Annotated in this window: 20 protein-coding genes and 2 rRNA genes (1 of these 22 cut by a window edge); 9 read left to right on the top strand and 13 right to left on the bottom strand. The window is 44.0% G+C overall.

Features of this window, described 5'->3' with window-relative positions; translation table 11 throughout:
• Positions 1 to 6 precede the first annotated feature (6 nt).
• Positions 7 to 1,563, bottom strand: a complete 1,557-nt coding sequence (porX, locus tag PBT90_RS03860) for a T9SS response regulator signal transducer PorX (RefSeq protein ID WP_270131675.1) — start codon at positions 1,561 to 1,563, stop codon at positions 7 to 9.
• 59 nt (positions 1,564 to 1,622) lie between these two features.
• Here porX and PBT90_RS03855 point away from each other — a divergent pair, with 59 nt between their 5' ends.
• Genes PBT90_RS03855 through PBT90_RS03830 form a run of 6 tightly spaced genes read left to right on the top strand, consistent with a single transcriptional unit; the run spans position 1,623 to position 7,274 of the window.
• Positions 1,623 to 2,855 (top strand): HD domain-containing protein, encoded by a 1,233-nt coding sequence (locus PBT90_RS03855; RefSeq protein ID WP_264811507.1) that lies wholly within the window; start codon positions 1,623 to 1,625, stop codon positions 2,853 to 2,855.
• 17 nt (positions 2,856 to 2,872) lie between these two features.
• Positions 2,873 to 3,895, top strand: a complete 1,023-nt coding sequence (gene lpxD, locus PBT90_RS03850) for a UDP-3-O-(3-hydroxymyristoyl)glucosamine N-acyltransferase (protein WP_264809073.1) — start codon at positions 2,873 to 2,875, stop codon at positions 3,893 to 3,895.
• A gap of 39 nt (positions 3,896 to 3,934) precedes the next feature.
• Positions 3,935 to 5,329, top strand: a complete 1,395-nt coding sequence (locus PBT90_RS03845) for a bifunctional UDP-3-O-[3-hydroxymyristoyl] N-acetylglucosamine deacetylase/3-hydroxyacyl-ACP dehydratase (protein ID WP_264809072.1) — start codon at positions 3,935 to 3,937, stop codon at positions 5,327 to 5,329.
• The gene (lpxA, locus tag PBT90_RS03840) at positions 5,326 to 6,105 is read left to right on the top strand and encodes an acyl-ACP--UDP-N-acetylglucosamine O-acyltransferase (RefSeq protein ID WP_264809071.1); all 780 of its coding nucleotides are present in this window, start codon (positions 5,326 to 5,328) and stop codon (positions 6,103 to 6,105) included. The genes PBT90_RS03845 and lpxA overlap by 4 nt, the downstream gene beginning before the upstream one ends.
• Before the next feature lie 2 nt (positions 6,106 to 6,107).
• Positions 6,108 to 6,728, top strand: coding sequence for an ABC transporter ATP-binding protein (locus tag PBT90_RS03835; RefSeq protein WP_264809070.1), 621 nt, complete (start codon positions 6,108 to 6,110; stop codon positions 6,726 to 6,728).
• A gap of 57 nt (positions 6,729 to 6,785) precedes the next feature.
• Positions 6,786 to 7,274: a hypothetical protein gene (locus PBT90_RS03830; protein WP_264809069.1), complete on the top strand. Its 489-nt coding sequence runs from the start codon at positions 6,786 to 6,788 to the stop codon at positions 7,272 to 7,274.
• Between the two features lie 98 nt (positions 7,275 to 7,372).
• On the opposite strand, the gene PBT90_RS03825 is transcribed toward PBT90_RS03830, so the two are convergent.
• On the bottom strand, positions 7,373 to 9,760 hold the full coding sequence (locus PBT90_RS03825) for an endonuclease MutS2 (protein ID WP_264809068.1): 2,388 nt from the start codon (positions 9,758 to 9,760) through the stop codon (positions 7,373 to 7,375).
• Positions 9,760 to 10,110 carry a DUF4296 domain-containing protein gene (locus PBT90_RS03820; protein ID WP_264809067.1) on the bottom strand — a complete coding sequence of 117 codons (351 nt, stop codon included), beginning with the start codon at positions 10,108 to 10,110 and terminating at the stop codon, positions 9,760 to 9,762. The genes PBT90_RS03825 and PBT90_RS03820 overlap by 1 nt, the downstream gene beginning before the upstream one ends.
• Positions 10,111 to 10,216: 106 nt before the next feature.
• Between PBT90_RS03820 and PBT90_RS03815 the strand changes: the two genes are divergently transcribed.
• The 3 genes from PBT90_RS03815 to PBT90_RS03805 are packed head-to-tail and all read left to right on the top strand — an operon-like array spanning position 10,217 to position 13,008.
• On the top strand, positions 10,217 to 11,095 hold the full coding sequence (locus tag PBT90_RS03815) for a DUF58 domain-containing protein (protein WP_264809066.1): 879 nt from the start codon (positions 10,217 to 10,219) through the stop codon (positions 11,093 to 11,095).
• Positions 11,088 to 11,984, top strand: coding sequence for a hypothetical protein (locus PBT90_RS03810; protein ID WP_264809065.1), 897 nt, complete (start codon positions 11,088 to 11,090; stop codon positions 11,982 to 11,984). Before PBT90_RS03815 ends, PBT90_RS03810 begins: the two co-directional genes overlap by 8 nt.
• Positions 11,965 to 13,008 carry a vWA domain-containing protein gene (locus PBT90_RS03805; RefSeq protein ID WP_264809064.1) on the top strand — a complete coding sequence of 348 codons (1,044 nt, stop codon included), beginning with the start codon at positions 11,965 to 11,967 and terminating at the stop codon, positions 13,006 to 13,008. Before PBT90_RS03810 ends, PBT90_RS03805 begins: the two co-directional genes overlap by 20 nt.
• 16 nt (positions 13,009 to 13,024) lie before the next feature.
• Here the strand turns inward: PBT90_RS03805 and PBT90_RS03800 are convergent, their stop codons facing one another.
• The 10 genes from PBT90_RS03800 to PBT90_RS03755 form a co-directional block, all read right to left on the bottom strand.
• Positions 13,025 to 13,726: a sulfite exporter TauE/SafE family protein gene (locus PBT90_RS03800; RefSeq protein ID WP_264809063.1), complete on the bottom strand. Its 702-nt coding sequence runs from the start codon at positions 13,724 to 13,726 to the stop codon at positions 13,025 to 13,027.
• Positions 13,727 to 14,158 (bottom strand): FixH family protein, encoded by a 432-nt coding sequence (locus tag PBT90_RS03795; RefSeq protein ID WP_264809061.1) that lies wholly within the window; start codon positions 14,156 to 14,158, stop codon positions 13,727 to 13,729.
• 11 nt (positions 14,159 to 14,169) lie between these two features.
• Positions 14,170 to 15,585, bottom strand: a complete 1,416-nt coding sequence (gene ccoG, locus PBT90_RS03790) for a cytochrome c oxidase accessory protein CcoG (protein WP_264809060.1) — start codon at positions 15,583 to 15,585, stop codon at positions 14,170 to 14,172.
• A 47-nt stretch (positions 15,586 to 15,632) separates the two neighbouring features.
• Positions 15,633 to 16,550, bottom strand: a complete 918-nt coding sequence (locus tag PBT90_RS03785) for a cbb3-type cytochrome c oxidase N-terminal domain-containing protein (RefSeq protein WP_264809059.1) — start codon at positions 16,548 to 16,550, stop codon at positions 15,633 to 15,635.
• 111 nt (positions 16,551 to 16,661) lie between these two features.
• Positions 16,662 to 16,844 (bottom strand): cbb3-type cytochrome c oxidase subunit 3, encoded by a 183-nt coding sequence (locus PBT90_RS03780; protein ID WP_264809058.1) that lies wholly within the window; start codon positions 16,842 to 16,844, stop codon positions 16,662 to 16,664.
• 11 nt (positions 16,845 to 16,855) lie between these two features.
• Positions 16,856 to 18,985, bottom strand: a complete 2,130-nt coding sequence (gene ccoN / locus PBT90_RS03775; RefSeq protein WP_264809057.1) for a cytochrome-c oxidase, cbb3-type subunit I — start codon at positions 18,983 to 18,985, stop codon at positions 16,856 to 16,858.
• 4 nt (positions 18,986 to 18,989) lie between these two features.
• Complete coding sequence (ccoS, locus tag PBT90_RS03770) at positions 18,990 to 19,169, bottom strand: cbb3-type cytochrome oxidase assembly protein CcoS (protein WP_264809056.1); 180 nt, start codon at positions 19,167 to 19,169, stop codon at positions 18,990 to 18,992.
• A complete protein-coding gene (locus PBT90_RS03765; RefSeq protein WP_264809055.1) occupies positions 19,170 to 21,599 on the bottom strand; it encodes a heavy metal translocating P-type ATPase in 2,430 nt (809 codons plus the stop codon).
• 333 nt (positions 21,600 to 21,932) lie between these two features.
• Positions 21,933 to 22,044, bottom strand: a 5S ribosomal RNA gene (gene rrf, locus PBT90_RS03760).
• A gap of 128 nt (positions 22,045 to 22,172) precedes the next feature.
• Positions 22,173 to 23,985: ribosomal RNA gene (locus PBT90_RS03755) — 23S ribosomal RNA — on the bottom strand; it runs 1,058 nt beyond the window's last position.

Raw genomic sequence — 23,985 nt, 5'->3', positions numbered from 1 at the left:
GTTCAATTATTTTGGTGACAAATGAACGATCGGTATGATCATTTCCTCTAGAGAAACACCTCCATGCTGGAAGGTGTCCTTGTAGAAGTTCACATAATAATTGTAATTATTGGGGTATGCAAAGAAATAATCTTCAACGGCAAATACGTAAGTAGAAGAAACATTCAATCTAGGAAGTTTGGCATCTTCAGGGCGTTTGATTTCAAACACTTTTCCTGCTTCGAAATTCAGGTTTTTCCCTTGTTTATACCTCAGATTAGTCGTTACATTTTTGTCTCCGATGATGCGGTAGGGCTTATTCACCCGCTTGGTTCCGTGATCCGTAGTAATAATCACTTCTGCTCCGGCATCATGGATTTTCTTCAGCAGCTCAAACAGGGAAGAATGCTCAAACCAACTCGTAGTCAATGACCTATACGCTGATTCATCTGGCGCTAGCTCACGGATCATTTTCATATCGGTACGGGCATGGGACACCATATCTACAAAATTATAAACCAGCACATTCAAGTCATTTTGAAGCATATTATTGAATTGCTCCACTGCATTTTTTCCTTGCTGAGTCTGGATAATTTTATGATAAGATGAGCGGATATTCAGCCGGTTTTTATCCAGATTGATTTTCAACCATTCGTCTTCAAAATTATTTTTGCCCTCATCAGAATCCTCATCCTCCCATAGTTTCGGGTAAAACCTCGCCATATCCATAGGCATCATTCCGCTGAAAAGTGCATTTCTGGCAAATGCCGTAGTAGTAGGCAAAATGCTGTAATAGCTCGCCTTATCTTTTATATTAAAATATGGCGTCAAAATCGGCTCAATATCTTCCCATTGATCCAGCCTTAAGTTATCAATAACTATAAAAAAAAGTGGCTTACCTTCCTTGAGCTGAGGAAACACCTTCTTCTTCATCACTTGATTGGAGAGCAGAGGTTTCTCGGTGTTTTTCTCCTGCATCCAGTCCAGGTAATTGTCTTTAATAAACCTGGCAAAATTGGCGTTGGCCTCTATCTTCTGAGATTCCAATACCGGCAACATATTTTTATTTTCAGTATCATCAATCTGCATTTCCCAATAAGTCAGCTTACGATAGATATCTGCCCAATCCTGATGATCTTCTGCATCTCCAAAAGCCATGGAAATATTCATGAAATCCTGCTGATAGCTCTGGGTGGTGCGTTCATCGATGAGTTGCTTATTTTGGAGCAACTTCTTCACGGAGAGCAAAATCTGGCTAGGATTAATAGGTTTGATCAGGTAATCGGCGATTTTGCCCCCGATCGCATCATCCATGATATGTTCTTCCTCACTTTTGGTGATCATCACCACCGGAATCTGGGGTTTGATTTGTTTGATCTGCTGCAGGGTTTCCAGACCGGTCATGCCAGGCATCATTTCATCCAAAAAAATCACATCAAAATTTTGGTTTTCCACTTCTTCCACGGCATCCACACCGGAATTTACGGTGGTGATAGCATATCCCTTTTGCTCGAGAAATAGTATATGTGGCTTTAAAAGGTCGATTTCATCATCGGCCCAGAGTATATTATGTTTTTGAGACATCTCAGTTTCCTTTTCTTTTAAAATTATAATTACTTTTGAGTCAAACAAAAGAGGCCTCCTTGAAAAGCCAAAAGATACTAAACGACCCGGTTTATGGATTTATCACGATCCCTAGCGAGTTGATTTTTTCCATTATTGACCATCCCTATTTTCAGAGATTGCGGAGAATCAAGCAACTGGGATTGACAGATTTTGTCTATCCTGGAGCACTTCATACCCGTTTTCATCATGCCATCGGAGCTATGCACCTGATGAGCATAACGCTGGACAATCTACGAAATAAAGGCACCGAAATCACAGATCAAGAATATGAAGCTGCGCTGATTGCTATTCTTTTGCATGACGTAGGGCATGGGCCTTTTTCCCATGCGCTGGAGTACAGTTTGCTACAAGGTATTCCTCATGAAGAACTTTCGCTCCTCATCATTCAACTCCTCAACGAGGAATTTGGTGGCAAACTTGACCTTACTTTAAGAATATTTAAGAATCAGTACGAGCGGAGATTTTTTCATCAACTTGTATCCAGCCAGTTAGACATTGACCGATTAGACTACCTACAGCGGGACTGCTTTTTCACGGGGGTTTCGGAAGGGACCATAGGCGCCGACCGGATCATCAAGATGATGGATGTCAAAAATGACCAAGTGGTGATAGAGGAAAAAGGAATTTATTCTATAGAAAATTTCCTGAGCGCCAGAAGGCTGATGTACTGGCAGGTTTACCTTCACAAAACGACCGTGAGTGCTGAAAAAATGCTCATTAAGTTAATCCAGCGGGCTCGGCACTTACGCCAAGCTGGCACCCAATTTACCCTAACGGACGAGTTTGATTATTTTCTGGACAATAGTCCCGGCATGCAGGATTTCCGAACTGATTCTAATTTACTGCGTTTGTTTTTAGAATTGGACGATCTGGATATATGGGGAGCAGTGAAGCTCTGGAAAAACCACCCGGACTATGTACTGCGTAATATTTCTCAGATGTTTTTGAGCAGAAATCTCTTTAAAATTTCACTGGTAAATGAAGCTTTCTCTGCTGAACAAATCCAGGATCTCAAAGAAAAAACAATAGCCAAGCTGGAAATTCCGGCAGGAGATATAGACTATTTCTTTTCTTACGGTGCCGTAAGCAACTATGGGTATTTAGCAAAGGACAGCATAAATATCCTCACGAAGAAGGGTCAGGTAATTGATGTGGCAAAGGCTGCAGATCTGCCAAACATTAAAGTAATGAGCAAAATCGTAGAGAAATACTACGTATGTAAAGCCAAAAGTCTAAATTTAAATTATTAATCCGCTTTTAGTTAACTATGGAGTTTACCCTCGGACAAGTCGCACAAATCCTTCAGGGAAAAGTAGAAGGCGACGAAAATGCCAAAGTTTCCAGACTGGACAAGATCCAGGAAGGTAAACCGGGTGGCATTAGTTTTTTGGCCAATGAAAAATACACCTCCTTTATCTATGATACTGAGGCCACAGCGGTGATTGTATCGGAAACTTTTGCCACCAGCAAAATACTTAAAACCAATCTCATCCGGGTAAAAGACGCCTATTCTGGCTTCACCCAATTACTGGAAGCGTACTCCCTGATGATGAAAACCGGCATGGAAGGTGTACAGGAACCGGCTTTCGCAGACCCCAGTGCCCAGCTAGGATCTGGAACCTTCCGGGGAGCATTTTCCTACATTGGCAAAAATGCCCAAATAGCAGACGGTGTAAAAATCCATCAGCAGGTCCATATAGGAGACCGGGTCAAAATAGGCAAAAACACCATAATCCATCCCGGAGCGAAAATCTGCGCAGATACGGTCATTGGAGCCAACTGTGAAATCCATCCCGGAGCAGTCATAGGAGGCGACGGCTTTGGTTTTGCACCGCAGGCAGATGGCACTTATAAAACTATCCCACAAATCGGGAATGTGATAATCGAAGATCAGGTAAGCATAGGCACCAATACTACCATAGACTGTGCTACCATGGGCTCGACGATCATTAAGAAAGGGGCCAAAATAGATAACCTAGTTCAGATCGCCCACAATGTGAGCATAGGAGAAAATACCGTAATCGCATCACAGACCGGAATCTCAGGATCCACAGAAATCGGAAAAAACTGCATTATCGCAGGACAGGTGGGAATCGCAGGCCATCTTAAAATCGCCGATAATACCACCATAGGAGCCAAATCAGGAATCATTAAATCTGTAAAAGAAAAAGGATCAACGCTATTTGGGTACATTGCAATGGACATGAAAAATTTCCTAAAATCTTATTCCATATTCAAAAACCTAAGTTCGGTAGAGAACCGCATCAAAGAACTAGAAAAAAAGAAGTAAATTTGCAGCCTTTAGCATGCTGAACGCTTCAAAAATCAGATGAAAGTAAAACAACACACCATAAAAAAGCAGGTGGAACTATCCGGAGTAGGATTGCACACAGGTGTCATTTCCAATATGACCTTCCTACCTGCTCCCCCAAATCACGGATATAAATTCCAACGAATAGACCTAGAAGGGAGACCTACGGTAGACGCAGATTGCGACTTGGTAGTGGACGTATCCCGGGGTACTACTTTGGAACAAAATGGTGCCCGAGTATATACCGTAGAGCACGTTTTGGCGGCATTGGTAGGTCTGGAGATAGACAATGTCCTGATTCAACTTGATGGTCCTGAGCCTCCGATTATGGATGGATCTTCGATCAAATTCATAGAAGTTTTAGAAGATGCAGGACTGGAAGAGCAGAATGCCCTAAGGCGATTCTTCGAAGTGCAGGAAAGCATACAGTACAAAGACCCAACCCGAGAAGTGGAAATGGTAGCTTTGCCTACCGATAACTACCGGGTCACCGTGATGGTGGATTACAACTCCCCTGTTTTAGGAAGCCAACATGCTTCCATTACAGACATAGGTCAGTTCAAATCCGAAATAGCTTCCTGTCGCACTTTTTGCTTTCTTCATGAGCTGGAAATGCTCTATAACTCCAACTTGATCAAAGGCGGAGACCTGAACAATGCCATCGTAGTGGTGGACAGAATAGTGGAAGAGAAGGAATTGGTTCACCTGGCAAAAATGTTCAACAAGCCAAAAGTGGAAGTAAAAAAGGAAGGCATTCTGAACAATGTAGACCTTCGCTACCGCAATGAACCAGCAAGACATAAATTACTCGACGTAGTAGGAGATTTGGCTTTGGTCGGCAGACCGCTGAAAGCTCAGATACTGGCTGCCCGTCCAGGACATGCGGCTAATGTGGCTTTCGCCAAAAAGCTAAAAAGAGCTATGGAGAAATCAGCCACCTCGCATATTCCGTACTATGACCCGAAGCTGCCGCCAGTGATGGATATCAACCAAATCAGCAGTATTCTGCCACATCGATATCCTTTCCAACTTTTGGATAAAATCATTTACCTTGACGACACTGTAGTAGCTGGAGTGAAAAATGTCACCATCAACGAGCCTTTTTTCATGGGACATTTCCCGGCCAATCCGGTGATGCCTGGTGTACTTCAGGTAGAAGCTATGGCTCAGACCGGAGGCATTCTAGTACTAAGTACCGTAGATGATCCTGAAAATTATTGGACCTACTTCCTAGGAATAGAAAATTGTAAATTCAGAAAAATGGTTCTTCCCGGAGACACCTTGATTTTTAAATGCGAACTACTAGCTCCGATCCGAAGAGGAATCGCCAAAATGAGAGGCGAAGCCTATGTAGGCAGCACGCTAGTATGTGAAGCCGTAATGACTGCGAGTATAACCCGAAAAGAATCATGATCAGCCCTTTAGCCCATATCGACCCAAAAGCAAGCATCGGTAAAAACGTCCATATCGATCCATTTACCATGATCGAAGAGAATGTGGTAATCGGTGACAATACTTGGATAGGTCCTAATGTGACTATTTTTTCAGGTGCACGCATCGGTAAAAACTGTAAGATCTTCCCGGGTGCAGTCATAGCTGGCATCCCACAGGACTTGAAGTTTCAAGGAGAGGAATCTACAGTGATGATTGGAGATAATACCACCATCAGAGAATGCGTGACCATTAGCCGTGGTACGGTAGAAAAGCAAACTACTGTGATCGGTAGTGACTGCTTACTGATGGCGTATGTGCATGTAGCCCATGATTGTGTGATCGGAAGTCATGTGATAATCGCCAATTCTGTGCAGATTGCAGGTCACGTTTCTATAGATGACTGGGCCATTGTAGGAGGATCCAGTGCAGTACATCAATTTGTGAAAATCGGCATGCACTCAATGGTTTCGGGAGGTTCATTGGTAAGAAAAGACGTTCCCCCATTTACTAAAGCTGCCAGAGAACCCCTATCCTATGCGGGTGTCAATTCACTGGGGCTGCGCAGAAGAGGCTTTTCCAGCGATTCTATTTCGCACATTCAGGAAGTTTACCGGTACCTATTCCTGAATAGCCTTAATAACAGTAAGGCCTTAGAGGAAATTGAAGTGAATTTACCTGCCACTAAAGAACGAGACGAGATCCTAAACTTTATCCGGTCCTCTGAGCGTGGTGTAATGAAAGGATATTTTAATTAGTAATGCTGAAAATCCAACTAGAAGAGGCTTCCAAACGCTTCCAATATGAATGGATTTTTAAAAATCTAAGTCTGGAACTAAGTTCTGGTCATTCCCTTGCTGTCACCGGCAGCAATGGTTCGGGAAAGTCCACTCTATTGAAATGCCTGAGTGGTGCTATTCCCATTTCTTCAGGGAAAATAAGCTATAGCATAGAAAACCAGTCGATTTCTGAAACCGACTGGTTTTCCTATTTAAGCATAGCTGCACCATACATGGAAGTACCCGAGGAATTTTCCCTGCAGGAACTCCTGGACTTCCACTTCAGGTTTAAGAAACCACTTGACAATATCAATACAGCAGAAATAATCAAGGTGCTATACCTGGAGGAGCACAGTCAAAAGCTAGTGGGGCAGTTTTCCTCAGGCATGAAACAAAGGGTCAAGCTGGGGCTGGCACTTTTCTCTGATGTCCCCTTGATTTTTCTGGATGAACCTACCTCCAATCTTGACAAAAAGGGCATAGCCTGGTATCAAGAGATGATCAGTCAGTACGCAAGAGATCGGGTGATGGTGATCTGCTCCAATGAGCCAAGGGAGTATGAGTTTTGCGAACAAATAATCGCGCTGGAAGATTATAAGTAAAGTTCGATTTGATCTTTTTGCTTATCTTTAATTTTACCGTAAATCATGCAAAGCTTTATGAAATCAGCATTTTTAAGAATTATGCTTTTCGCCTTTTCGCTCCTATTCCTGCAGGCCTGTGGAGGAGACGAACCGCAACCTACACCTCCGGAACCTACAGCTGAGGAAAAAGCTACTGCGGCATTGACCGGAGAGGGATCACTGACCTGGGAGCTAGAAGGAGGTGGAAAAATCACCAAAGACGGCACCGAAGTCACAGCCCTTTACGAAGGTTTTGAACTGACCCTGACATCCGCCAGTGCCAAAACGTATAGCTCCAAAAACAACAATGAACTCCTGGATGATACAGGTACCTGGATCTTTGCCGGCACGAACTTCGATAAATTCATTCTCTCTGGTTCTGCACCAGCGGCAGGTAGGGAGATTTCCTTTACCCGAACAGACGACAAACTCACTTTGACATTCACAGTACCTGCGCCGAGCGCCAGAATCGACGGCATTGAGGTACTAGCCGGAAGCTATATTTTTGAGCTTTTTAGCAAGTAGATGCTTAGGACAAAAGGTTTGGCAAGCTAGCCACACGCCAGGGGTAAATTTAGCTCCAATTCATAAAGCTTTGCGCCAGCAGTTGCAAGGTTGAGCTATTACTTGAGAGTAACCAAAGTCACCCCCGCCCCACCTCGATCTGCATGCTCATCTTCCATATGCCGGACCTGACCCATTTCACGTAAAAAGTTTCGTGTCAAATCTCGAAGAATACCATTTCCTTTGCCGTGAACGATCCTCAGGTCTTTCAAGCCTAGCATATAGCCTTCATCAACAAACGATTGGATGATCGGCAAAATCTCCTCGCCTCTTTTGCCACGCAAGTCCAGATTAGGTGAAAAATCCATCATCTTCTCATTGGTGCTATAGCCTGAACGGGATGCAGCTGCCTTCTTTTCTTTCTTGACTTCACCCTGAGAGATTTTTTCTAGCCTGGCCAGTTTCACTTTGGACTTCAGTTCACCTATAGAAATTTCGGCCTCGTTTTTCCTCAAATCCAAAACCTCTGCAATCGCACCGTTATCCTTTAGGCGTACCCAGTCTCCAATCGCTATTTTCCCTCCTAACACCTTAACTTCAGGATCTTTCACAGCGACTTTCTCAGGTTTTACGGTCTTTTTGAAATCCTCCAAATCCTTCCTGACCTGCTTGGTAGCTTCCTTTTCAGCCTTTCCTTCTTTGATTTCCCGGATGGTGGCTTCTATCTTTTTATTGGCCTGATCCAGAAGTTGCTTAGCCTCTTGCTTCGCTTCCTGGATATACCTTTTTTTGGTTTGCTCCAGCGTCTCTTTCAGCTCGTTATATTCTTGCAGTCGGGTTTTGAGCAGGCGTTCTTTTTGCTTTACTTCTACCAAAAGCTCCGAATATTGGTTTTTCTCGTTTTCCACCTGGGTCAAAAGCCGGTCATATCTTACGCGCTCATCACCGATTTGGCTTTTCGCATAATCCAGTATGTGTTTTGGTACACCGATTTTTGAAGCAATCTCCAGAGCAAAGGAGGATCCAGGCTTTCCGATCTCCAGTTTGTACATAGGCTCCAGTTTCTCCACGTCATAGCGCATGGCCCCATTTACCATGCCTTGGTTCTTATTGGCCACCTGTTTCAGGTTGCCATAGTGCGTGGTGATGACGCCATAGGCTCCCAGTTTATTCAATGCCAGCAAAATAGACTCCGCAATGGCTCCTCCAAACTGAGGCTCTGTACCGGTACCAAATTCATCTATGAAGACAATTGTTTTTCTATTGGCAAAAAGCGCAAAATGCTTCATACTCATCAGGTGCGAAGAGTACGTACTGAGGTCATTTTCTAAATTCTGCTCATCTCCAATATCGATGAATAAATTATCGAAAAGGGTGTTTTTAGAATCTGGATGTACAGGAATCAGCAAGCCGCACTGTAGCATGTACTGCAGTAAAGCCACGGTTTTCAGCGCTACTGATTTCCCACCGGCATTGGGTCCGGAAATAACCAATAATCGCTCGTGCCCACTGAGTTTTATATCCAGTGGTACGATCTTTTTTCCCTGCGCTTCCAAGGCCATCTCTAAAAGTGGATGCCTGGCTTTGGTCCAGATCACCTGCCTTTCTTTAGTAATCTCAGGTTTACAACTCTCTGTCTTCTGCGCAAATTTTGCTTTAGCCCGAATAAAATCCATTAAGCCCAAAAAGTTTGTAGCCTTGCGAAGTGCCGGAATGGCAGGCCGGAGCTTATCGGTCAGTTGGGTGAGAATTTTGATCATCTCACGTCTTTCCATGTATTCCAGGTCCCGAATCTCATTATTGATATCGAGTGCCTCTTCTGGCTCCATGTAAACGGTCTGCCCAGTGGCAGATTCATCATGGATAAATCCACGCAATTTCCGTTTATTTTCAGCTGCTATTGGGATGACCAGCCTTCCCGACCTGATGGTAATGGAAGCGTCTTCGGTGGTCAGTCCTTTAGCTCTTGCCTCTTTGAAAATACGGTCCATTACTTTGCGCAAGCGACTCTCTTCATAGAGTATCTGGGAGCGGATCAATTGCAACTCCCTACTGGCATTGCTGCGCATTTTTCCCTTTTCGTCAATGACCAACTCAATCTCCCGTAGCAGCCTCAGGTCCAGATCCAAAAGCAAACCCAGCAACTGGCTCAAGGTAGGGTATTCCTCTTCATGGTTCTGAAAAAAGGCAACACATGATTTCAGTGTATCAAGCGCAAGTTTGATCTCATAAAAATCCTCTGTATCCAAAAAGCTGTTTTCAAGCTTGGCTTTGTCTAAGAAGGGATTCAGATTGGTGAAATTGGAGGAGGGGAAAATCTCCCCAGAGATCAAGATTTGCTGAAATTCCGCAGTCTGGTCCAGTAGTTTACCTACTAAGTTCAGATCCGAAGAAAAACTCACCTTATCCACATAGCTCATCCCTAGTGGAGAGGTACATTCTGCTTTCAGCAGCTCTTTGATTTTTATGAAATTTATTTTCTGCTCTAAATTAGACGGGTATAGCATTAGAATAGGTCAAGTTTACCTTCAGATGATTCACGTACTACCAGGGAATCTACCACTCTGGCATAAATATCTTCCATATTGGATGGATCTTGGAGGTAATACAACATGCTCTGGGTAAAAACCGAATCCTCGACCTGGTGTTTTTTCAAAATATCCTTCTCCAATAAGGAATAGAGTACTTTGGAAGAATCGTAGGCGACCGGCAAAGAACTCACAATTCCCTCAGTAAGATGGATATCGATGAGCACGTTGACCATTTTATCCTCTGACAATAATCCCTCTGGTCGCTTGGAAGACTCGCAAGATCCAAGTAGAAGACAGCAAACGAATGGAATCAATAATCTTTTCACTTGTCAAAATTAGGTTTTTTTAACGGAAAAACTCTTCACCCTTCATGTAACTGAAATTTTATAATTCAGCTTAGTACCATAACTTAGGCCGTTCAAATCACCATGCATGAAGGAATTATTCAGCAAGCTCAGAAAATACGAAATCATGATCCGAAAGGTGGCCAACAATCACCTTCAGGGTGACTATCAGTCGCTTTTCAAGGGATCTGGATTGGAATTTGATGATCTCCGTCCTTACCAGTACGGTGATGATATCAGAACCATCGAATGGAAGGTTTCCGCTAAAGGACACGGAACTTTCGTCAAAACGTTCAAAGAAGACAAGGAACAGTCCGTCTATTTCCTGCTGGACATCAGCGGGTCTCAGGACATAGGGCAGCCCGGCAATAAGAAAATCGATCAGGGAAAGGTGATTTCAGGTGTACTGACACTTGCAGCTGTTTTCAATGGAAGCCAGGTGGGGCTAATCAGCTACTCTGACGAAAAAGAGAAACTAGTGCTACCGGGAAAAGGCAGTAAGCAAGGCGTCAAAATGATCCGAGGAATATTCCAGCATGAGAATAAATCCCTGAAGACAGATCTGAATGGCATGTTTACTTTTGCGCTGAATCTGATCAAAAAAAGAGCTGTAATCGTAATCATCTCAGATTTTATAGATGAAGGTTACGAGCGCCCGTTTAGAGCACTGGCAGAACGACACGATGTGGTAGCGATTCAGCTTACCGATCCACGGGAATCAGCCTTGCCTTCCTTGGGAATTATCCCGGTTTTTGACAAAGAAAAAGGAAGAACCACTTGGGTAAACACTGCCTTTGGCAGCTTTTCCAAGAAAATCTCGGATACTTTCACCTCCGAACGGGAAAATCTAAAAGAGCTCTGTAAAAAAAACCAGATCAATTACCTGTCGATTGACACCACGCAGGATATAGTAGGTCCCCTCATAGAATTATTCAAATACCGAAATAAAAGCATGAAACGTGGGTAAAAGACTGCACATACTTTTATGGTTACTGCTGCCCTTGTGGGTACAGGCGCAAGAGGTCAAAGTGGAGGGTTACTTCCTCCAAGACTCCGCTAAACTGGGGGAGCGCGTAGGCTATGTCCTGAAAGCGACTTATCCAGAGCACAAACAGGTAATTTTCCCAGATTCTACCTATGATTACTCGCCCTTGGTTTTGCTGGAAAAGCAGACTTTCATGTCCAGCACAGAGGATAGTGTCACGCTGGACAGTGCTGTGTATTACCTTTCAAATTTCGAATTGGATCCAAGCACCTTCCTTGCCTTGCCGGTGTACGAATTGTCCAGGTATGACAGCTCGGTTTATTTTCCTCTGGAAGCCGAGCTGAAGCTCAGGCTGACCCTGGATAGCATACCCGAAAAACCAGTTTTCCAAGAAAACAACGTATATCAGCCTTTAGAAAAATCCTTAAACTGGATCATAATCGCTGTGATTCTGGGAATTATACTCTTGATATTGGGCGTGCTGTATTTCTTTTTTGCAGACCGAGTCAAGGAATTCTTAAAAGGCAAGAAAGAGCAGCGGAGATGGAAGGATTTTGAGCGAAAATGGAAGACTCAAACCGCACAATTGACGGCGGAGCCTAGCATTGAGCAGGCCGACGAAGTAATCGGGCTTTGGAAAGGATACCTGGAAAGCATCACTTCCATGCCAGTGAAGGAATGGACTTCCAGCGAAATCGGAAAAAAAATGGAAAACCCAGAAATACTCAAGGCACTGCGCTCAGTGGATCTGATCATCTATGCAGGCTCATCCGACCAAACAGAAGAAGCCACAAATTACCTATTGGAAGTAGCACGAGAAAAATACCAGGAAAAACAAACCAAAATCAAGCATGAGAGAGCAGCTGTCTGAATTCTTTAGCTGGTCCTGGTTTACGCCTGAGGCCTTCAAGAGCTTTGAATGGGAAAATCCACTTCTGCTCCATTTGATCTGGATTATTCCGGTTTTTATGCTCTTCAGGAAGTTTGTCAAGTTTCTAAAAAACCCCGTTCTGGAGCTTTCACTTCCCAAACGTGTAGCACAAAATAATCCTTGGACATACCTCAGGCTGGTTCCTACTGGGTTCTTTTACCTCTTTCTGATCATGCTGGTGATCGCCTTGGCCAGACCGCAGCGCAGCAATGAGCGTGTAGAGCAATTTACCGAGGGGATAGACATCATGCTGGTTTTGGATATTTCAGAATCCATGGATTTGCAGGACTTTACCCCAAACCGGCTAGAAGCCGCAAAAGCCACCGCTGTGGAGTTTATCAACGGAAGAGTCGGAGATAGAATTGGCGTGGTGGTGTTTGCGGGCGAAGCCTACTCATTGGCTCCACTCACCAATGATTACAAGCTACTCACTGACCTGGTGAATGAAATTTCCTTTAGCATGATGGAGGCTAAGGGGACTGCCATTGGATCTTCCTTGGCGGCCGGCACCAATAGAATGAAAGAGTCAGAATCAGCCTCTAAGGTGATGATTTTACTTAGTGACGGAGAAAACAATGCCGGGAATGTAGATCCCCTCTTCGCTGCTGAACTAGCTTCTGCATTGGACATCAAGATCTACACTATCGCCATGGGCAAAGATGGACTAGTACCTTATGGAACGGATTTCTTTGGTAGGCCCCAGATGGTAGAAAGTTATTTAGATGAGACTACCCTTCGGGAAATTGCAAAAATCGGAAACGGAGAATTCTACAGAGCTTCAGATGGAGGGGCATTGGCATCCATTTTTGATCGGATTGACACGCTGGAGAAAACCGAAGTCATAGAAAACCGATACAAGGAAACAGCAGACTATTACAGAATTTACATGTTTTGGGGCTTGATCCTGTTTTTCATTTGGCTAGGCCTGAAAAGTAGCTTTCTCAATAATTTCCTCTTGGACTGAGCTGGTAAATTACCACTTATCTGCACATAGTGATATTCACCTGAGTGGATCCGTAATCGAAAGCTTGTAAGTCTGGACTGAAGAAAACCCCCAATCCCAACCCTCTTACTATAAAAAGTATTCCTATCACTGCTCCCACATACGGAATGACTTTCCGAAATCTTATTCTGTTCTTTACAGAAATCAACTCCTTGGAAAACATCAAAACCAGTAACAAAGGCATGGTACCTATGCCAAATAAAAACATATACGCAGCCCCTAAAACCGGGCTCTGTAAGCCCATGGCCGCTACCAAAGCCATGTAAACCATCCCACAAGGCAATAGTCCATTTGCCAAGCCAGTGGAAAAATAGGAAAACTTAGATTTTGACTTCAAAAAATATGAAAGCTTAGCCTTCACCCAGGAAACCAAGGGATGAAGTGCGGGAATAGTCAAGAATCGGTCGGAGCTTTTGACCGAGAAAGCCATAAGCAGAATCACTACCCCCATTGCAATAGACAATCCTTGCTGAATCCCGGCCAGCGCAAGCGTAAATCCAAATGCGCCGAAAACCAACCCTAATATGGCATAAGTAAAGCTTCGTCCGAAATTATAAAGTAGTTTGTGCAAGAAGTAAGTATTCTTCTGCTGACCTCCTACAGCGAGCGCAATAGGTCCACACATCCCCAAGCAATGGAATGAACTCAAAAACCCTAATGCGATAGCTGTCCAGAGCATTTAAATAGTGATTTTCTTCTCTTGATAGTGCCTGACTCCATTTTCAGACCATTCTAGTTTGATTTTCCAATAACCAGGTTTTAACCGATCCACTGGCACTATCGTTACATCGTCTTTCACCACCTTCACCGGGATGGATTGATCCAAGGAAGAATCTGAAGGACGGAAGAACTGCAAAGAGCCTGTAGAGCCATTTGGCAAATCCAATTCGATCAATTTCTGCTGGGAATTATAAGCAATTACATCCCTTCCTAGCTCACTGGCTTGGTCTATCTGGTCTATCCTATCCTGGTATTTGATTTCTTCCTCATAGTAGTTTTCAGTCACCAATTCTATCCCCTCCATACGCACTGAAATCACCACCATGACCAGGATCAGCGCCACAAAACCAACGATGGTCAATACTATCCCTGTTCCCCAATTCATCTTCATTTCTATGTTATCTAATTACTCACCGGTGCTGTGAAACTTGTTTCTATCTGATCTATTTCTTCACCCAAATGCATCAGACTAAGAGCTACTTTTTCTTGGTTTACGCGTACTTCTTGGTTGTTTTTTACCAAGAAAAACCTCCCTTCAAACTTAGACTGAGGCTCCAAAACAAATGTCTGTGCTCCCAGTATTTCCACCTCTAATCCTTCATTGACAGACTTTAATTCTACCTCCTGTTGCTCAAAGGTTTTATTGATTAAAGTGATTTGGTACAAATTACTCACCGTACCATCTTCTCGCTCCTGATAGGTCATCCCGGGAAATCTGGTAATGGTAGCCGCAATATCTTCCCGAGTCACGATCAAGGAAACGAAGGCACTGACCAAAAGCGTTAAGATCACAATGTACACCTTTACTCTTCCAGTAACCAGTTTTTCAAAGCCCTGCTTGATACTAGTGGGGGAAGCGTATCGGATCAACCCCTTAGGCCGATCTACCTTTTCCATGACCTCGTCGCAGGCATCTATACAAGCCGTGCAATTCACACATTCCATTTGTATCCCGTTTCGAATGTCTATTCCTGTCGGGCAAACTTGCACACAGAGGGAGCAATCTACACAGTCCCCTTTATCGCTATTTTCTTCAGGATTTTTTCGGATCGGCCCCCTGGGCTCCCCACGCACATAATCGTACATGACATTGATGGAATTATCATCCAGCAGCACGCCCTGCAATCGTCCGTAAGGACAAACCACTAAGCATGCTTGCTCTCTAAACCAGGTAAACACGAACATAAAAATACCAGAAAAACCAAGCAAGCCTAAAAATCCGCTCATGTGAGCTGATGGCGGAGAGGACACAATAGTGATGACTTGATTGATACCGATTAAATACGCCATCACCAAATGGCCAATTAATAGAGATATAAAAGCAAAAATGGCAATTTTAGAGCCTTTCTTGATGACTTTCTCCGTATCCCATGGTTTGGCATTTAAGGCTCTTTGCTGATTAGCATCCCCCTCAATCGCATACTCTATTTTACGAAAAACCATTTCCATAAACAAAGTCTGAGGACATGCCCATCCGCACCAGACTCTACCAAATGCAACTGTGAACAAAATGATAAAGAGGAAAAAAATCAGGAGAAGAAAAATAAGCAAATAGGTATCTTGGGGCCAAAATACAGCCCCAAATATGATAAACTTCCGCTCAAAAATATTGAACAAAAAATAGGGTCTCCCGTCAACCTGAATAAAAGGCCCGGCAAATAAAATTGCCAGGAGTACCCAGGACAAGTAGGTTCTGTTTTTGTAGAAAAAACCCTTTACTTTTTTAGGATACACCCAGTTTCTCTTCCCATCGTCCTGAACGGTAGCGAGTGCATCTCTGAAATGCTCAGGGTCTAAATGTGGGTTTTTCTTCGCCATAGTTTTGAGCAATTAATCGCCGGGAACAGCCCATTCCCGGCTTACTATCATTCTCCTACTGCTGTAGAATCTACTACTGGGTCTGCACTAATTTCCCCTGAAGCTGGGGGATCCGAGCTTGGAGAATACAGCTCTCCCTGAGGGTCTTTAGGGGCTGCTGGAGTAGTACCTTGTAGCGTAAGAATGTAGCTGGAGACATCCTGGATTTCCTTCGGACTCAGCTGATCCTCCCATGGCACCATTCCCTTTTCTATTACCCCATATTTAATCACCGCAAACAAATCTTTTACATCTCCTCCATGAAGCCAGTACTGATCCGTTAGGTTTGGCCCCACTCCACCACCTCCATCTGCTGCATGGCAGGCCGCACAATTAGTTTCAAAGATTGTTTTTCCAGTGCTCAGCGCTGGGGCTGAATCATCAAATATGGCAGTGGTTTCATCTATATTGGCTGCCCCATTCGCATTTCGTTCTTCCTCTTCTATCGCAGCAATTCTCATTTCCTCCTCGTATTCTTCGACTCCTGTCTTTCCAAAGCCTAATACCGTATAGTAACTAAAATAAACTATTGCAATTATGATAGTACCTGAAAACACATACTGAAGCCAAGGAGGCATAAAATTGTCTAGCTCCTGGATTCCATCATAGGAGTGGTCTGCCATTAGCTTATCACTGTCCAGTTCTTCCTCTACATTTCCTGTGACAAATTTAGCCTTGAAAGATTCCCACCAGGTGGGCTCCTCTGCCAAGCTTGGATCTTCTTTACGAAAAACTGATGACATAAAGGCCATCAAATAAATGATCAGAACCAGTAACAATAAGATTACCGCCAGGATCACTCCTAGAATAATCAGTATGGTCAATTGGTTTCTATCCATGGATGGAGCGGTCACTGCATCTTGAGCCAGTACAGGTTTACTGGCCGAAAGCAGCAATAGGATTAAAAAGCTTATATATTTTTTCATGAGTTTATTTTTTTGATTTGAAATGGTCTGATGGCCAGTCCCGAAGTACCGGAAGGATCTCACTCAGCAAATAGCCTCTGGAGTAGATATCAATCTTCAAAATGCCAGGTTTCATGGCTCCTTATCAGTTAAATCATCCTTATCCAGTGGGAGTGAACTCATATGGTCGATTACACCTTTTGGCACTCTAAACGCCCAAATCGCAACTCCTGTGAAAAACAGGATAAATATGATCAGAGAAATAATCGGAAATATTTCAACGTGCTCTATGGATCTCATTACCTCTTTGTACATGATTTCTAGAATTAATCGTTTGCAGTTGCACCTTTGATATCTGTCCCTAATCGCTGTAGATAAGCGATCAAGGCCACTATTTCAGTGGTAGGTTTTACTGCTACCCCTGCATCCTTCAAGCCCTCGGCTATTCCTGCGGCCTGCGCTTCCAGGTCTGCCGATGCTTGCTGATCATAACCCTCCGGATAAGGAACCCCGAGTTTCTGCATGGTTCTGATTTTAGCCGGCAAATCAGAATAGTCAAGTTCATTTTCTATCAGCCATGGGTATGGAGGCATCAAAGAGCCAGGTGACATACTTCTCGGGTCCTCCATGTGGAAGTAATGCCAGCTGTCTGGATACTTACCACCCAGTCGATGAAGGTCTGGCCCGGTCCTCTTAGAACCCCATAGGAAAGGACGGTCATAGACAAATTCACCTGCTTTGGAATATTCTCCATACCGCTCAGTTTCAAACCTGAATGGGCGGATCATTTGAGAATGGCAGCCTACACATCCATTTTGGATATAGATATCTCTTCCTTCCAGCTCTAGAGCTGTATAAGGCTTCACCGAGCTTATAGTAGGCACGTTTGATTTCACCAAAATTGTAGGGATAATTTCTACTATTCCTCCTATCAATATGGCGATGGTGGCCATAATGGCGAAGAAAACTGGCTTTCGCTCCCATGCTCTGTGCCAAAACTCACCTTTAGGATTGTAGTTCTTGACAAGTGCAGGGGCCTGGTCTTCCTCAGATTCTTGGAATTGCCCCACCTGAGCAGTTTTGAACATGTTGTAGATCATCAAGATCGCACCACTCAGGTACAGAAGTCCTCCAAATGCTCTCAACATATACATGGGCACCAGTTCAACCACTGTCTGAAGGAAATTTCCATAAGCTAATTTGCCCATTTCATCAAACTCTCTTAGCATGAAAAACTGAGTAAGAGCAGCTACATACATTGGCAAGGCATAGAAAATGATCCCGAGCACCCCTAACCAAAAATGGACGTTCGCTAGTTTTTTAGAATAAATGGTGGTTTTGAAAAGCTTTGGCCACATCCAATACAACATACCGAAGGTCAGGAAACCATTCCAACCCAAACCTCCTACATGAACGTGGGCGATTATCCAATCGGTGTAGTGCGCGATGGCACTTACGTTTTTGAATGATAGCATAGGTCCTTCAAAAGTTGCCATACCATATGCAGTAATGGCTACCACCATAAACTTCAAAACTGGATCACTGGCGACTTTGTCCCAGGCTCCTCGGAGGGTCAATAATCCATTCACCATACCACCCCATGATGGAGCCAAAAGCATCACAGAAAACACCGTCCCCAGTACCTGCGCCCACTCAGGAAGTGAGGTATAAAGTAGGTGATGCGGACCTGCCCACATATATAGAAAAATCAGCGACCAAAAATGTATGATGGAAAGTTTGTAAGAGTAAACCGGACGGTTTGCAGCTTTTGGTAGGAAATAATACATCAGGCCCAGGAAAGGAGTAGTCAGGAAAAAAGCTACTGCATTATGCCCATACCACCACTGTACCAATGCATCCTGAACTCCCGCATAAGCCGAGTAGCTCTTCAGGAATGTCACAGGAAGTTCCAAAGAGTTCACAATATGTAAAACAGCTACGGTGATGAAAGAGGCGAGGTAAAACCAGATAGCCACATACATGTGACGCTCCCTACGCTTCAGGATTGTCGCAATCATATTCACCCCAAAAGCCACCCAGACTACTGCAATAGCAATATCTATAGGCCACTCTAGCTCCGCATATTCCTTAGAGGTAGTATAACCCAATGGAAGTGTCAGCACAGCTGCAAGTATGATCAACTGCCAGCCATAAAAGTGAAACCAGCTTAAGGATTTATTCCACATTGGCGCCTTGAGCAGCCTAGGCATAGAGTAATAGACTCCAGCGAAAATTGCATTCCCCACAAAGGCAAAAATCACAGCATTGGTATGCAGAGGTCGGATCCGGCCAAAGGTCGTGTAAGGATTGCCCAGGTTAGCCTCAGGGAGAAATAATTGGGTGGCCGCCAGTACACCTACTAGCATCCCTATCACACCCCAGATTATGGTCGCAGCTCCAAAATACTTGACAATCTTATTGTCATAATGAAACCTCTCGAGCGTAGTGTCATTCATAGGACTATTGGTTTGATGGTTTATTTTTATTGGTTGATTTCTTCGATTTATAGTCAAAAAGCATTCGTATGGAAGGCGTGTAATTATCCTCAAACTGCCCGCTTTTCATTGCTTTAAAAAAGAGAAACAAAAAGGATCCTGCGAGGATTAGACTTATTGCTATTAATAAAAAAATAACCTCCATTTATACTTGATTTGGTTTAAACAATCCTTTATTCAGAGCCACCAGATTGGTGGAAAAAGTGGTAAAAACCACCACCGAAATACTACTCAATGGCATCAATACTGCACAAATCACCGGACTCAACAATCCCTGAACTGCCAGTGAAATCCCTATTAAGTTATAAATAAAACTTAAGAGAAAGCTGCTTTTGATGATTTTCCTGCATTGCTTAGCAAAGTCCATGAAAGCTGGAAGCTTGGAAAAAGCTGCAGCATCCAATATTCCGTCACTTGCCGGGGAAAAATGGCTGACTCGATCACTAATGGCTATTCCCACTTCACTCGCCTGTAGCGCTCCTGCGTCATTCAGACCATCGCCAATCATTGCTGAATGCTTGTTGCTACTATTTAGGTTTTTCAAATAGTTCAACTTATCTAATGGACTTTGCTGAAAATTATAGGTGATATCAGCAGCTCCCAAAATTTTCGTCAGAGCTTGTTGCTCCTGCTTATGATCACCGGAAAGCACATGGATGGCATATTTATTACTGAGTTCGGACACTACAGCAGGGGCAGACTTCCGTAATCCGGACTTTATATGAAAGCACCCAATATAACTACCGTCCATTTGCAGGTACACCTGATTACCCTCATCGGAAGTGGGCAGGCTTTCAGGTCCTGCAAAAATGCCAGATCCCAATTTGACTATTGCACCTTTATAGCTTGCCTGAAGTCCTTTTCCTTTGATTTCTTCAATCTTTTCTAAAGTTGCCAAAGGAACATGCTTCAACCAATAATTAATTCTATTACTCAAAGGGTGCGTAGAAAAAGCGACCATCGCCTTAATCAGGGAAAGGCTTTCTTCGGACAACTTCTCTCCGGTATAGTTTACACTGGCATTAGCTGGATCCGTGAGCGTACCTGTTTTATCGAAAACAACAGTATCCAGCAAAGCCATACGCTCCACTACACTGGCATTTTTAAGGTAAAATTTATTCCTGCCAAATATCCGAAGGGCATTCCCCAAAGTAAACGGGGTGGACATAGCCAAAGCACATGGACAAGCAATGATCAGTACCGATACAAATGCTTTTACGCCTAAAGCTATATCACTAAAACTCCAAAAAACAAGCGCACCAAAAGCAACCACCAAAACCGTCCAGGTAAATGCAGCACTTACTTTAGTAGAAAGTGGTTCCAAAAGCCGCTCCTTACTGGAATTGAAAGCCTCATTGTTCCACAGGTCTGTCAAGTATCCTTGAGATGGAGGCTTTTGGATATGCAGCATAATAGGCTCCCCTTTCTGCCGTCCTCCGGCATAGATTAACTGGGATTTGTTTTTGGGAACAGGAATTTCCTCCCCTGTCACAAAGCTATAATCAATACTGGCCTCCTGGCTGAGCAAAATGGAATCCGCAGGAATCAATTCTTCATCCCGAACTAAAATAACATCTCCAACTACAACTTTGGACAGAGGGACCACCTCTTCTTGGTCTGATTTAATTCGGGTGACCGCTATAGGAAAGTAAGCCTTAAAATCTCTATCAAACTCAAGGGTAGCAAATGTCTTTTGTTGGAAAATTTTACCTAAAAGAAGAAAGAACAATAAGCCTCCTAAACTATCCATGTAACCAGCCCTAGCATTGACTATGATTTCCCAAAGAGAGTATAAAAAAAGAGAGATAATACCCAGTACGATGGGCACATCCATATTTATTTTCTTTTGTGATAGCGAATTCCAAGCAGAGCGATAGTAATCCCGAGCGGAAAAAAACACCACTGGAATGGCTAGTAAAATATTAAGGTAACTAAAAACACCTCGAAAAGACTCCGCTATTAACTCAGCTTCAGAAAAATACTCCGGGACGCTAAATAGCATCATATTACCAAAACAAAATCCTGCCACAGCCAGATGCTGTACAGTCCGTTTATCCAAGGTTACTGCTTTTTTTTCATCCGTACTGGCAAGGCTGATTTCAGGTTCATACCCAATGGTGTCAAGCAGGGTCACCAAAGATTTCAGAGATAGCTTTTCCTTCAGGTATTTGATGTAAACTTTCTTTTTAATAAAATCCACCCGACTTGAAATCACACCAGAATTAAGCTGGTATAGGTTTTCTAAAAGCCAAATACAAGAAGCGCAATGAATAGATGGAATATAAAATGAAATATGTGCCTCATTCTCGTTCTGAAAAGAGAGTAAGGCCGAAACCGTCTCTATATCGTCGAGGTAATCAAACCGGTAGGCATGTTTATTACTAGATTTTTGCGAAATACCGGGTTGAAATTCTAATTCATAGTAGTCTGTCAACTCATTTTCAGACAGCACCTCATAAACCAATTTGCAACCTTGACAACAGAACACCTTATGGTCAAAAGACAATTCAAGATCCCCGCAGTCTTCACCGCAATGATAGCATTTCACTTGTTCAGTAGATGAAAAATCAGGCATTGTGAAAATCGGTCAAATCATTTAAGCATTCTAAGACACAGAAACCATTCATAAAATAATCAATCCGATAAGAAATACCTATTCTACAAAATGTAGGCTTGGGTAATCGTCTTCAAGAGTATTGAATTAGGAAAGGTAGGTGTTTTTCGATATGCTAGAATTTAAGCACGAAACTAGCTCCGATATAGTGAGTGAAACCTGACAAGAAAGTCACAAAAACATGACAAAGGTCATAAAAAAACCCACAGTGGAAAAGGCTTAAATGAAAATGTAATAAAAGAGGGAGGCCAGAAAGCAAAAAAGCCTTCCGTTTTCACGGAAGGCTTAATAATAATGTGGCGGCGACCTACTCTCCCGGGTGTAACCCCAGTACCATCGGCGCGGCAGGGCTTAACTTCTCTGTTCGGGATGGGAAGAGGTGGGACCCCTGCGCTAGGCCGCCTAAATTGGAAGACTCAAGTAGCCAGTATCAAGCAGCAAGATCTCTTTCGTATCTCAACCAATCTCCTGTCTAGCGTCTATTGTCTAATATCTTAAGTCAATAACATGTCTTGGCAGAAACTGTAACAAACCGGGAATAAGCTTTCGGGCAATTAGTACTACTCAGCTATGACATTACTGCCTTTACACCTGTAGCCTATCGACGTCATCGTCTCTGACGGCCCTGTTTGGAAGTCTCATCTTGAGGGGAGTTTCGCACTTAGATGCTTTCAGCGCTTATCTCTTCCCGACGTAGCTACCCGGCAATGCAATTGGCATCACAACCGGTACACCAGCGGTCAGTCCAACCCGGTCCTCTCGTACTAAGGTCAGGTCCTCGCAAACTTCCCACGCCCGCAACAGATAGGGACCGAACTGTCTCACGACGTTCTGAACCCAGCTCGCGTGCCACTTTAATGGGCGAACAGCCCAACCCTTGGGACCTTCTTCAGCCCCAGGATGTGACGAGCCGACATCGAGGTGCCAAACCTCCCCGTCGATATGAGCTCTTGGGGGAGATCAGCCTGTTATCCCCAGCGTACCTTTTATCCTTTGAGCGACGGCTCTTCCATTCAAAACCGCCGGATCACTATACCCGTGTTTCCACCCTGCTCGGCTTGTCGGCCTTACAGTCAAGCTCCCTTATGCTATTGCACTCCTCGTACGGTTACCAAGCGTACTGAGGGAACCTTTGGAAGCCTCCGTTATCCTTTTGGAGGCGACCACCCCAGTCAAACTACCCACCAAGCAATGTCCCCGTATAAACGGGTTAGATACCAAACAAACAAAGGGTGGTATTTCAACAGTGACTCCACGAATCCTGGCGAACCCGCTTCACAGTCTCCCACCTATCCTACACATCATTTGTCCAGTACCAATACTAAGTTGCAGTAAAGGTGCATGGGGTCTTTCCGTCCCGTTGCGGGTACGCGGCATCTTCACCGCGACTACAATTTCACCGAGCTCATGGCTGAGACAGTGCCCAGATCGTTACACCATTCGTGCAGGTCGGAACTTACCCGACAAGGAATTTCGCTACCTTAGGACCGTTATAGTTACGGCCGCCGTTTACCGGGGCTTCGATTCAGAGCTTCCCTTGCGGTAACTCCCCCTCTTAACCTTCCGGCACCGGGCAGGTGTCAGGCCTTATACTTAGTCTTGAAACTTTGCAAAGCCATGTGTTTTTGTTAAACAGTCGCCTGGGCCTCTTCACTGCGGCCCCGATTGCTCGGGGCGCCCCTTCTCCCGAAGTTACAGGGCTATTTTGCCGAGTTCCTTAGCCATGATTCACTCGAGCACCTTAGGATACTCTCCTCGACCACCTGTGTCGGTTTGCGGTACGGGTAATTATACGCTTAACGCTAGAAGTTTTTCTTGGAAGCCCTTAGGATCACTATCCGATTGTCCGTAAACGCTCGGTACTTTCAGCTTCGGCTAGTTCAACGCATTTAACTATCGAACCAATACCTACTACCTTTAACGCGGTATTCCGTCACCGCGCGGATCTTTCATCACTCCGTCACTCCATCACCTGTATAATTAGTATGGGAATATTAACCCATTGTCCATCCACTACCCCTCTCGGGTTCGCGTTAGGTCCCGACTAACCCTGATCCGATTAGCGTTGATCAGGAAACCTGGGTCTTACGGTGTGCGGGTTTCTCGCCCGCATTATCGTTACTTATGCCTACATTTGCTTTTCCAAAAGCTCCACCTCAGCTGACGCTGAAACTTCGCTGCCGTTGGAATGCTCCCCTACCACTGATAGTAAACTATCAATCCTTCGCTTCGGTACTAGATTTGATGCCCGATTATTATCGACGCCCTGTCGCTCGACCAGTGAGCTGTTACGCACTCTTTAAAGGAATAGCTGCTTCCAAGCTAACCTCCTGGCTGTCTCTGCAAC

Origin of the sequence: Algoriphagus sp. TR-M9, from assembly GCF_027594545.1 — a bacterium.
GTDB classification, from domain to species: Bacteria; Bacteroidota; Bacteroidia; order Cytophagales; family Cyclobacteriaceae; genus Algoriphagus; species Algoriphagus halophytocola.
This window is presented reverse-complemented; position numbering and strand designations above follow the sequence as displayed.